This is a genomic window from Pseudomonas sp. NPDC085632 (assembly GCF_044541255.1).
Taxonomy (GTDB): Bacteria; Pseudomonadota; Gammaproteobacteria; order Pseudomonadales; family Pseudomonadaceae; genus Aquipseudomonas.
Window position 1 is genome coordinate 29,956 of record NZ_JBITSX010000007.1, and the last position, 12,036, is coordinate 41,991.

11 protein-coding genes are annotated in these 12,036 nt (G+C 51.5%); 8 read left to right on the top strand and 3 right to left on the bottom strand.

Annotated features, from left to right (window positions below; genetic code table 11):
* Positions 1-183: 183 nt before the first annotated feature.
* From ACIF4X_RS08040 to ACIF4X_RS08075, 8 genes are all read left to right on the top strand, one after another.
* On the top strand, positions 184-546 hold the full coding sequence (locus ACIF4X_RS08040) for a DUF6124 family protein (protein ID WP_007910704.1): 363 nt from the start codon (positions 184-186) through the stop codon (positions 544-546).
* Between the two features lie 180 nt (positions 547-726).
* Positions 727-1,233, top strand: coding sequence for a hypothetical protein (locus ACIF4X_RS08045; protein WP_397481691.1), 507 nt, complete (start codon positions 727-729; stop codon positions 1,231-1,233).
* Positions 1,234-1,625: 392 nt separating this feature from the next.
* The gene (locus tag ACIF4X_RS08050; protein WP_016982978.1) at positions 1,626-1,988 is read left to right on the top strand and encodes a DUF6124 family protein; all 363 of its coding nucleotides are present in this window, start codon (positions 1,626-1,628) and stop codon (positions 1,986-1,988) included.
* A 137-nt stretch (positions 1,989-2,125) separates the two neighbouring features.
* Entirely contained in the window at positions 2,126-3,667 is a 1,542-nt protein-coding gene (locus ACIF4X_RS08055; RefSeq protein WP_397481692.1) for a DUF2235 domain-containing protein, read from the top strand.
* Positions 3,667-4,326, top strand: a complete 660-nt coding sequence (locus ACIF4X_RS08060; RefSeq protein WP_397481693.1) for a DUF2931 family protein — start codon at positions 3,667-3,669, stop codon at positions 4,324-4,326. The genes ACIF4X_RS08055 and ACIF4X_RS08060 overlap by 1 nt, the downstream gene beginning before the upstream one ends.
* Positions 4,327-4,357: 31 nt before the next feature.
* Positions 4,358-5,014: a DUF2931 family protein gene (locus ACIF4X_RS08065; protein WP_397481694.1), complete on the top strand. Its 657-nt coding sequence runs from the start codon at positions 4,358-4,360 to the stop codon at positions 5,012-5,014.
* Positions 5,015-6,180: 1,166 nt separating this feature from the next.
* Positions 6,181-6,606, top strand: coding sequence for a HEPN family nuclease (locus ACIF4X_RS08070; RefSeq protein ID WP_397481695.1), 426 nt, complete (start codon positions 6,181-6,183; stop codon positions 6,604-6,606).
* Between the two features lie 212 nt (positions 6,607-6,818).
* Entirely contained in the window at positions 6,819-8,261 is a 1,443-nt protein-coding gene (locus ACIF4X_RS08075) for a hypothetical protein (protein ID WP_397481696.1), read from the top strand.
* A 445-nt stretch (positions 8,262-8,706) separates the two neighbouring features.
* Here the strand turns inward: ACIF4X_RS08075 and ACIF4X_RS08080 are convergent, their stop codons facing one another.
* The 3 genes from ACIF4X_RS08080 to ACIF4X_RS08090 form a co-directional block, all read right to left on the bottom strand.
* Positions 8,707-9,813, bottom strand: coding sequence for an SEC-C domain-containing protein (locus ACIF4X_RS08080; protein ID WP_397481697.1), 1,107 nt, complete (start codon positions 9,811-9,813; stop codon positions 8,707-8,709).
* A 247-nt stretch (positions 9,814-10,060) separates the two neighbouring features.
* Positions 10,061-11,167 carry a DNA alkylation repair protein gene (locus ACIF4X_RS08085; RefSeq protein WP_397481698.1) on the bottom strand — a complete coding sequence of 369 codons (1,107 nt, stop codon included), beginning with the start codon at positions 11,165-11,167 and terminating at the stop codon, positions 10,061-10,063.
* 2 nt (positions 11,168-11,169) lie between these two features.
* Positions 11,170-11,775 (bottom strand): glutathione S-transferase, encoded by a 606-nt coding sequence (locus ACIF4X_RS08090; RefSeq protein WP_397481699.1) that lies wholly within the window; start codon positions 11,773-11,775, stop codon positions 11,170-11,172.
* Between the last annotated feature and the right edge of the window lie 261 nt (positions 11,776-12,036).

Here is a 12,036-nt window from a genome sequence, read left to right on the forward strand (position 1 = left end):
CCATAACTAGTCGCATCGCGAACCGTTCGCAGACCTCATCAGGTCTCTGCTCAATGGTGGCCATGCGCAGGACACCTTCGGGTGTGCCGGGTCCTAGTTACCGGTCTACCAACCCGCGTATGGCCGCCACCTTCGTTTGGTAGCGAATGTGAAGGCTCCTTTTTATTAACTAGGAGTTTCACCATGATCAAACCAACACCCAACCCACCCGAAATCGACCCCACATCCCCTTACGAATCCCCCGATTCCAAGCGATTCCACGAAGCCGCCGAACGCGCCCTCGACCACTACCTCAAACCCGCCAGCCAAATCATGGCCAGCACCCAACAACCCGAACGCATGTACCTCGCCAACCCGAAGTACAACAGCGAATCCCTGCTCGCCAACGCCAGCGAAACCCTCGGCTCCGCCAGCGAAATGCTCCTCAACTTCGCCGCCATGCTCGACACCCCGCACCGCAAAACCGCACTGGGCATCGCCCAAGTCGTGATGCTCGGCGAAATCGCCGTCAACCAAGCGCTGGATAACGTCGAAATCGCCAGCTAGATGTGAACGATCTCTGTAGCGATTCCTCTGTTCTTCGCTACAGAGATTTATTACCTCACATTGTTCAGGCGTCGCTTTACATAGACGAGAGTTACATCGCTTGTAATGGTCTGACTTGACGCGATAGCGTTGGCGCCCATCTCTCGACCGAGCGGTTCTCCAATGGCGTTACACGAATGCATGCACACATTTGAAGAGTTAGCCAAAACGGTACTGCCCGGCCATATGAGCAGAATAAAAAGCTCTCTTGAAACTCCGCGACAGTTGAAGGACTTTTCAGTGCCTGGTGTTGGCGTTAAATCGTTGCTGAAGCAGTTCAAACTGGCGCAAGATTTTTCGGGTTGCTACGTGCTGATCGACAACGGCGTGCCTATCTACGTTGGTATTTCAAGAAGCGTGATCAGTCGGCTTCGTCAGCACGTCTTCGGTAAAACACACTTCGACGCTAGCCTGGCTTTTCGAATTGCGATGGCAAAACATCCAGATCAAACGATTTCCAAGCTGACGCGCGCGAAGGCAATGGATGATCCTCTGTTCGGTACATCATTCGCAGAGGCTCAGTCCTATCTCAAGTCACTCCAGGTGGCAGCGATAGATATTGAAAATCCGCTTGTGCTTTACGTTTTCGAACCCTACTGCGCGCTGGATCTTGATACTCACCAGTGGAATTCGTTTGAGACCCATTGATTCGGAATTCTCTGCATCTCAACTGACATGTTAAACAGATGATCTACATGTTTGTTTAATAGGTGTCTCTCGTTGCTGGCTACGCCCTACAACTCCTTGCGCCATCGCCTACGACTAAGCCAGAATCCGCCGGCTTGTGCGTCTGGCACTCCCTCCGTACCTTGATTCCCGTCACTGCTCATCAGTGATCGGGTCTGCAAGCCCGCCGGAAAAACCAGTCGCACAGCCAGCCAAAAGGACACTCGTTCGTGTCCGCTCAATGGCAGCTTTGTGCGGGAGACCTTCGGGTCTGCCGGGTGCCTGGTTTCCCGGTCTTGCAGACCCGCGCATAGCTGCCACCCATCATCTGCAAGTGATGCTGGTAGCTCCTAATGAAAACCAGGAGAACAAACATGATCAAACCAACACCCAACCCACCAGAAACCGACCCCACATCCCCTTACGAATCCCCCGATTCCAAGCGATTCCACGAAGCCGCCGAACGCGCCCTCGACCACTACCTTAAACCCGCCAGCCAAATCATGGCCAGCACCCAACAACCCGAACGCATGTACCTCGCCAACCCGAAGTACAACAGCGAATCCCTGCTCGCCAACGCCAGCGAAACCCTCGGCTCCGCCAGCGAAATGCTCCTCAACTTCGCCGCCATGCTCGACACCCCCCACCGCAAAACCGCACTGGGCATCGCCCAAGTCGTGATGCTCGGCGAAATCGCCGTCAACCAAGCGCTGGATAACGTCGAAATCGCCAGCTAACCCCCACCCCCGACGAGGGGAAACCCTCGTCGAACCCCGCTGTCACACCCTGGCTGGCACACGGCCACGGCTTGCGCCCCCCAGCCACGGCTGTCACCCTTCGGGCCGTTCTCAAGGATCAGAACCAGGAATCACGGATGAGTGGCTACGTACCCAACCCCCCGAAAAATTATCGTTACGAAGAAGCCAAACCCGTCGATATTCACGCCCAGCGTTGGGCGGAATATGAGAAGCACGGGAAAGAACCTGCGCGCGAACCTGAGAAAATCGGGATCGCGTTGAGGATTGGGGTTTTCTTTGATGGCACTGGGAATAATGCGAATAACACGGCGGCTGGATTGCTGTGTGGGGCGCAGCATCCGATTGCGCCGCAGGATATTCCTGCTAGCTGTCAGCCCTATATGAGGGATCCGGACAGCAGCTACGCCAATAGCACCACCAATGTTCAGAAACTGAGCGAACTGTACTTCGCACCTCAAAAGGCCGAAGGGGATAGTTCGCAAAAGCAAGCGTTCCGGATGATTTACATCGAGGGAATAGGAACTGAGTCAGGCAAAAAGGACAGTACGTTAGGTGGTGGTACTGGCCGAGGCGAAACAGGCGTGGCGGGCCGTGTTCAGTTGTCGTTCGCAGAGATCAAAACCCGTATCAAGGACGTGTTGGACAACAATCCCAATAGTGAAATTACGTCCCTGACCTTTGATACATTCGGCTTCAGCCGTGGTGCTGCTGCAGCAAGACACTTCGCCAACGAGGTCGTACGTGGAAAGCAGGGGCCACTCGGGGAGGTTTTGCGCAGCAACGCCAATGCCCTCAGCCGGACCTTCATCGAGGAGTACAAAAGCAGCATCAACATGGGTTTTATTGGCCTTTTTGATACGGTGCCATCGATTGCTGGCTGGTCGAATCTTGGGGACATCAAAAGTCCCATCGCAACAGGAATCAAACTCTACCTCGACCGTCGCTTCTTCACAGATGTCGTGCAGCTATCCGCACGTGACGAATATCGGGCCAACTTCGCTCTGAGCCGCGTTAAAGCGGATCACTTGGAAATAACTCTGCCCGGGGTTCATTCCGACATCGGCGGTGGCTACCGCGATGAGGTCGAAGAGTGCGTGCTCGTCAGTCCGATGCAAACGCTTGAGGTGTCGCAATTTACCGATGTCTCCACTACGTCGATCTACCGTGATGCCGTGACGGTGAAGGCGCAGTGGCTTGCCAAAGGATGGCCAGAAGAGATGTTGGAGATCGTCACGCCTGAAGCCCTTCCTCTGCCAATTGATCGGCAGGATCGGCTCAGCCCACGTATGAAACGCGTGTATGCCGCAGTGCAGCTCAAGCGTCCTGTGAGTGGCTTGCTCTCCAGGGTATATCTACGAGTGATGCACCGATTGGCAAAAGAGAAGGGCGTTCGGTTTCAAGACATTCCCGATACGCCAGAGTTGGCAGTGCCCGCAGAGCTTCAATCGCTGTGTGATCGATTTCTGGCGGGTAGTTACGACACCTCAATGCAAGAAGACCAACTGCTGAAGCTGAAGTACATTCACATGTCTGCAAATTGGAACCATCCTCTCGGGCGCAGAGATGGCAGTGGTGTCAGTGCCGTTTACATCAATGCCCCGACGCCGGACTCGATACGCGTACAACACCCTCATGTAGCTGACTGGAAACTTTGGTGATGAAAGTACTTTTTACCCTGCTATGCGCGCTGTTCATTACTGGGTGCCAGTCCGCGGATCCACTTTCAGCAAAAAATGACCCGAAATCCGAGTGGTGGGAGTTGGCGTTTACCGAGCCGGACTACATGAAAGTCTGGGTAGAGAACAGTTCTGTTCAAGACATTAACGGCAGGATTTTCTATAAAACCGGCGGCGGCACCGCTGCGGGGGGAGAGCCAGAAGATGGAACGGAGTCCGCCCGAGGTTGGACAGGTGGGGTAGGCGGCAGCGGAAGGAGAGTGGTTGGAGCAGATTTGCCTGTCCGCATCTGGGTCCGTTGGCAATCGATTGTCGAACAGAAAACGTGGCAGGCATGGGTAGGAATCCCAGAGGAAGCCAGGCAGTTGATGGTGGCGTCCGTCAATCAACGTTGCCCGCAGACGCCTGATCAGGAAGCGAGATTTATGGCGTCGGTTTATTTAGGGTTGGCCCCCGGTGGTGTTGTGCAGGTTTGGGTAAGAGACTCTTGCCACCACCCGGTCAAAGTCGCTCGAGCGCAGGCTGAAATTGAGCCACTGGGGCCGAGCCAAGGTAAGAACGAAGGGCGTTACGCTTATCCGGTGAGTGAAAAGGCAAAGCGGTATATCGACAAATATGGCATTCCGTACGGAAGTTGGTAGTCGTGACAGTTAACTGAATGGATCTTTTGTAATGAACGCAAGGATTGCGCTGCTGGGCGCTTTATTATTGTCTGGCTGCCAAATCACAGGCCCAGAAACCGGCGAAAATGACCCTAAATATCCATGGTGGGAGTTAGTGTTCGTTGAGCCGAATTACATGAGGGTCTGGGTAGAGGACAGCTCCGTCCAAGACATCAATAACAAAGTCTTCTTTAGAGCTGGCAAGAGTACCGCAGCCAGCGGAGAACCCGATATCAGCACAGAGTCTGCCCGCGGTTGGGGGACAGTGTCGGGGAGCGGGATACCTGTGACGGGCGCCGACCTTCCAAAACTGATCTTTGTCCGCTGGCAATCCATAACAGAGCAAAAAACCTATCAAGGTTTCATCGAAATTCCGGAGGAAGGCAGGCAACTGATGGTGAAGTCAACACACCAGCGTTGCCCGGAAACACCGGAGAAAACTGCTCGCTTTATGGCGTCACTTTACGTGGGGCTCGCTCCGGGCGGTGTGCTCAAAACATGGGTTAGAGATTCATGTCGAAATCCGGTTGAGATTTCTCGCGGTCAAGGAGAGATAGAGCCTCTGGGGCCGGAACAAGGGAAGCACGGTGGTCGTTATGCCTATCCGGTAAGTGAGAAAGCTAAACGATACGTCGAAAAGTACGGCATTCCGTATGGAAGCTGGTAGGAAAGAGGTAGCAGTCACTTCTCTTGCCCGCTTTCAGTGGCGTTGTCTGGAGTTAATCACCGTTCACCGCCACCGCGTCAATGCTGAGCTCAACGAAGGTTCGCTTTCGGCCAAAAGCTGCCAATCGGATCAATCTAGAAACGGTGGGCGATTTAAGGCGAGGCGCGGGTCTCCAAATTCAGATGCCGATTGCGGTTCTTTCGATCATTGGCCATCATCCGCCTATTGGTGGCGAAAATAGATGGCGGGAAAATTTATGACGGATGCCGAGCTAACTGCATTAGCAACTATACTTTTGGTCGTGGTGGGAGGAGCCCAGGTCAGAGTACTGTCTGGACAGCGACAACAACAAAGGTTGGATTGGGCGGAGATGTACCGATGTAGATGGACTGAACTCCAAGGCGACTGGGCGACAATTGTATTTCTTGGACGAAAGGCACAAGACTATTATCAAATTGCTCATCATGTAAAACTTCAAGAATTACGCGAGTTTTTAAGATCACCTTCTAGCGACATCGCGTCCTCATGGGCTCAGGCGTCCGTTCGTAATGTTTGTGGCATGCTTAGTGATCTATGTTCAAGAATCCTAAAAGGCCATATAAAAATTGATGAAATCTATCCAATTTTTGGCACAGAACTGCTGAGGCAGGGAGCACCTCTTCGCACTTTGCTAGACGGTAACTCTGATTACCTTAGATGCTACGGATCTATCGGGCCCAACGACGAGGAGATGAGGCACGACCGTCTTCGCAGCGAAATTACTACATGGTTGGTTTGCCACGATGGAATCCGGCGGCGCTGCCTCATGATGATCGACTTACTTTGGGCTGAAGCGGCGAGGCTTGAAGATCTACCACCTTATGAACTGATCACAGCCGCAGACGCTAAAGCGCGCTCTGGTCATCTGAATCACGCCAGGTTAAGTGCCGAGGTTCGAAGGCTAGGTGGTTGGGGGGCTCGGAGAAGAGCGAGGCATCTTAAAAATATCCTTCGCCACGCAGAATGGCGCCGCCTACCTTGGAGTAGGGGCTTAAACAAGAAAAAAATGAAAAGGCTTGATGAAGAATGGACTCAAAGGTACCTCAATACCTAAAAGTATCATGCTTTATTATATTCTCTGCTCGGGCGACTGAATTCTCTGTTAAGAATATACCAGAGGTAACTACATGAGCTACTTCAACAATTTTGAACGAGTCTTCATGCAGCGCAGCCTAGAGCTAATTGACACATGCAGTGGCGAGTATGAAACCACACAACTACTGAATGGACTCATCGGGCTTTTGTTTTTCCCACATGAAAGAATGTGGGAGTTGATACCTGAGACCGCCCTCCAAGAATTAGAGGCTTGGGGTTTTAACTCAGATTGCATTGTCAATGCAGGTGCAAACAAAGAGTCAGAAGAGTTAACTCTGAGGGAGATAATACGCCACCTACGAAACGCCGTCGCTCATTGTAGGGTAAACCCTTTTCCAAATGATCACCGACCATGCGAAGGCTTCTGTTTTTCGGATAAAAATGGCTTCGAGGCAAAGATACCAACAAATCAAATAAAAAACTTAATGAGGAATTTACTCGAACATTTGCTGAAGTAGTGGCTCGCTAGCACGGATTAAACCGCGCCCCTTAACCAAACGTTAGTGCCGGCTTTGGCCGATTTCTGCATTTGGCAAGGAGCCGCAATCGACCACAAGCAACCTCTCAGCCTCAAACGACGATGATATATCTCTACCCTCGTCAATCTGAGCGCGACTGTGTCTGGTCTGCCAATGTCGAATGACTCGGTCTGGTGCTCTAGGAGAAAATAATGGAAAGGAAAACGTTGGAATGTGTGTTCAGCGGCATCTGGGTTAGATTTAAAGACCAAGATAAAGTAAATCTGGAAGAAATTGAAAGCTGGGCGGTGGCGAAAGGTTTAACCGTCTCCGGAGTTGTACGCAAAAATGTGGGGAGATTTGGCAAGACCGATTGCGTGATAATTCATACTCAGCACGGAAGCGCATGCTTTCCGGTGATCACAGAAGCGAGCCGAGAAGATTGGATTAAACGGAACGAGTCATATTCAAAGACGGCAGCAATCTGGGCAAAACTCGAGTGGTTCTCCCCGTTCTGGGTATGTAGAAAAGACGTGACAAGAATACTTAATGACTGTGAGCACCGAACCGCGGAGGACGCGATAAAGCTGTTCAATTATCATACTTCCACCATTTACACGCTTTCTTTCGAAGCTACCTGCATTGAGCAAATAATGGCCGGGGCGTCATGCCTCGCTGATATCCGCCCATTGGCAAGAGAAGCGTATTTGGCGTTTTACGCCGGTTACAAATCGGCAAGTATAGCGGCTCTCATCCCAGCCATTGAAGGCGCAATTTCAAAAATACTTCCCAAGGAAAACCATTCCTTAGCGACCATGGAAAGAGTGAATAAAGCCGTCGCTGGAGCAATAAGTAATGCCGCCGAGCTTCACTTCGAAGGAATGTGGACTCCCAAGAACTACAAAACCACTGAATACCTGTTCTGCATGGACGAGATGGTTTTTGCTTTTGAAACATTCAGACGGTGGTTGCAAGATTCCTTTTACAAAAACACGGACGGATACAAAGGTGCGGCCCGTCTAAACAGACATCTCTTTGCACATGGGCTTTCGCCCGAATGGCAACAGGCAAATTTGTCTCGATTGATTGTTGCCATATCTACTGTGGGTGTAATTCAGTCTTGGTACCACCAAGATAATTCAGCCCCACTTCTGTTTCCGGCGACGAATAAAGACAGCGAACTCTTATGGCGACAAGCGATTCTCCATGGATCCGCTCAAATGGTCATAAAACTTATGGAGGAAAGAAATTATCACGAAAACGGAAAATTGGTCCCTATCCTGCCAACCGACGACGGAGCGACCCTTCGAACAGCGCTGCTTATGAAGGATTGCATCGACGATTTAGTACGCCCTTTAAGAGGCGCTGGATGGGCAGTTGAGTTTACGGATGTTTCAAGTGATCTTTATGTAAAAGTATTGGCAAAAAGCAAGGAAGGTGTGCTTAAGGTGGCACTGCTGTACAGTTGTGGTAGCGATAACGCTTTATACAAAGAGCTGGAGAAAGATTGTAATGTGATTTTGTATAGAGGGGCTCCATACCTACAAGAGCAATTCGCTAGAGGTGTGAACGTACACGTTGGGCCAGTTGCAGGATGGCAGCCGCCACTTGCGATCAATTATGGAAAGAAGGGTCCTGACGGTACTTCTATTTAAGCCGATACCCACGCAGGTATGGTGGATAGAGAACGCCGCTCCGTAGGCAAAAATGCGCACAGTTTGACACTCTCAGTCTGTACGGCGTGTCCACGGCGACCGCGCATCAAACCTGTTTTCGCAAGAGGCAACTATTGGCCGAAAGGACCTGGCTGGGTGAGGGTTTCGGAGGATCGTTGAAAGCGTTTTAGGGCATATTTAGGGCACATTGGAGGCCCCTGTAGGTCGCAGAGAACCAAAACACGTGACCTGAATGACCGAGATTTTGGCCCTGAAGCGGTCTGCAAAGATATTAGAAGGGGTTCGAAACCCTAGTCATGCTCCTTAGCCCAACAAAAAGCCCCCCGCACCGGGTCAAGGTGTGGGGGGCTGTTGAACATAACGACGTTATGGTTACGAAGTATTTTTACTCAAACCCCCGAAGCTTGACTTGCAAACATGCAAGTTAAATCATCGGCACCATCAAAATATTCGTTATTGGTGGAAAATACAAAGGGCGAGAAATATTTATCGACTCGCCATAGGTATAACCATCTATGCCTTGCGAATACAGATTTTTTATTAATCTCTGGGTGTCGTCGTCTAGCGAAGAATACCAGGCTGGCGAAATATAGAAGTTTTCGATAAGCAGAATCGTGAACACCGCCAAGCTATCGGCTGTCAGTTTTTTATCTAGAAACTGCCTAATCAGTTTATTGCAGGTTAAAGAGTGCTCTGATAGCCATGATAAAACAATATACCCTTTCCCTTCACTAGAAAATGAATTAATAGCAATGTAATCCGGCACGCTGTTTTTATCGCTTGAAATGTCTTGAGCTTTGTGCCCATTAAAATCAAACGTTGGGCCAACCATTGCACTGCCCATTATTGGAGGCGGAGATTCAAGTGTAAAAACTGTATAGTTCAGATCAGAATAGTCATTCGAGATTAGCATCGTATTGAGCTTCGATTTGATCTGCCTCAAATCCCCTGTCGTTAAACTATTGTTATTGCCGAGCGAACTTGATGTGGCTTGGATTGCTACCTGCTGAGGTAGGCTTTTACCTCCATCGAGGGTTTTCATCAATTCAAATGTTTTTGATGCATAGTCCTTGCTAAATAATTCTTTGGCTATTCCCCTATAAGTCACTAGAAAGCAATGTAGAGGCGAAGAATTAAACGGTTGATCTTCGATTGACGAGAATATTTTTTTGTCATGTACAGAGCAAAAACCTGAGAAGGTAGACGCGTTATTTATTCCGACCTCTTCAAGAATTATTTCTGGCGCGACGTTGAATTTTAGGTCTACGGATATTTTTAAAACATGACCGTTTTTAGCTATCGCCTTCAAGGATGAGCTTTTTGATACTGTGTGTGCTTTAATTATCTTATTCGAACACTCATGCAACAGCGATTCCGGAACGCTGCACCTTTTAGTTTTCTTAAAGGATCCTAAAGTTTGAAATAGGGTATGAGCCTCAACCGCTGGATGCTTGTCTTTATCTCGATGGCAGTGCTTGTACTTCTTTCCCGACTCACACCAACATGGGTCGTTTCTTCCCGGCGTTTCCATAAAGCTCCTTGAACTAGCCTAAAAAGTTTGTATTTATTCTTAGCGCCATTCTTGGCCCATAGTGTGCCGACATCTAGAAATATAGTCGAGACTGGAAGAGAGTTACTAACCAACCATCAATTTCCTTTGCCCATTCCTTAGCAGAATCCACCCCCTAGTCGAATGTCCGCTCATGGCCGAAAGCTGCCCCATCCGTAATTTCCTATCAGTCCGAGTACTGCCAGATCAGCGGAATCCATTAGCGGTATCAATCAGCGACGATGTCGAATTTGGCACTCCCCAACACCTCCCCATTAACCATAACCCGAACCCCATGACGCCCCTCAAAATGCTTCCGCGTCGTAAAATCCTTAATCACCTGCCGCCTCCCCACACCCACACTCTCAAACCCCGCCAACCCCACCGTCTTCAACTTAAAAACCTTCCCCGAAACCCCGCCATTCGCCTTCACATAGTCAATCGCATAATCAATCACCAACCGCTGCTCATGCGCCACCGTCGACTTCACCACAAACGACAACGTAATCGCTTCCCCCAACCTAACCACCGCCGGCTCAACCCGCACATCCAACAACTCAACCTCAGCCTTCGCCCCTGCACCAATCACCGTCAGCGCCCTTAAATCTCCCTGCTTGATCAAACTCCGCAACGCATGCTTCGCAATCCACGCCGTGTGCTTGTTCTCCAGCGACCAACCTTCAATCGTGTCCAACACCCACTCCGGATGCACCTTTGTCACATCATTCAAATGATTCGCCACGGACTTGCGCACGTACAAACTCTCATCCGCTTTCAACCGATCCAGTATCCCGGCGGCCAACTGCGGATCCGCCTGCACCGCGTCCAACCGAAACGACCAGGGCAGGCGAGGGCGGCTGCCTTCGCTGGCGAGTCGTCGAACGTGGTGGTTTTCGTCTCGGGTCCAGTCGTGCATCAGTTCTAACGAGCGCTCGAGGTCGCTGCGCAGAAAGTGGCGGATGGCGAATTCGGAGGAGCCGAAGGTGGTGAAGTACTTCAGGGCCTCCATGGAGGTATCGAACGCGTGTCCGCCATAGCTAGCGACGTAGTGCGGCAGGCACATGCTGACGAATCCGCTGTTCAGCCTTGGTGCAAGTTCACGCAATACATCGAGGGAATCTTCGAAGTCCAGCTGCAACACGGCGTGCAGGCTCTCGCTGACACGCGCCATGCGTTGCATCACTGATAATTCAGCGAGTCCGTCCTGGGTGTGTTTGAGAAACGCCTTGGCCTTGAATGCCGGGTACACGGCGCTCATTTCGCTGGCGATGTGCTGCAAGCGCTCGGCGTTGAAGATTTCCTTTAACGCCGGGGCGGCGGTGTCGGTGGTGCTCATGGTCAGGTCATCGGGGTGCTGACGAACGCTTCGAGGGTTTCGGCGTAGGCGGTGTATTGGGCGATGTGGGGGTAGCGGCGGGTGTCGATCTGGTCGGGGACGACGAGGTCGGTGAAGCTCCAGGCGACGGCGAGGCTGATGCCGGCCTGGGTGAGGGTGCCGTCGGTGGGCAGACCGGTTTTTTCCAGTTCTTGCTCGAGGGCGGTGAAGGCGGCAGCGAGTTGGCCTTCGACGCGTTCGACCCATGGTTGGTATTGAATGTCGGCCGGGCGCAGGTTGCGTTCGTAATAGAGCTGCACGGCTTTTTCGCAGGCGGCGAGGCTGAGGCCGATCAGGCGCAGGGCGTGGGCGCGTTGTTTCAGGTCGGTCGGCAGCAGACTTTTGCCGGAACAGGCTTCGAGGTAGTCGAGGATGAGGGTCGAGTCCATCAGGACGACGCCGTCGTCGAGGATCAGCGTGGGGGCTTTGACCACCGGGTTGATCTGCTGGAATTGCTCGAAGTGGCGGAACACCGAGACCGACTCGTGTTCGAGGTCGATCCCCAAGCGTTTGGCGGAGATCGCCACGCGGCGTACGTAAGGGGAGTCCAGCATGCCAATCAGTTTCATGTGCAATTCCTTGGCGTGACTGCCTGCAATCGTCGATGGATGCCGAATGTAGCTGGAAAGGTTGTCGATTGACTACTGTCCCTGCGCGTACGCAACGTCTGTATCGGAACTGAAGCGAAATCTGTAACACCTGCGAAACAGCCATAAATAAAGGCTTTCATGGGCTTGTTGGTTGCTTGTGCGGATCTATAGTCAAATTGCCAGCACCGACCAGGGATGGAACAGTTAAGCGAGCTTCAGGCCCTCTGATTCAGTACTCGT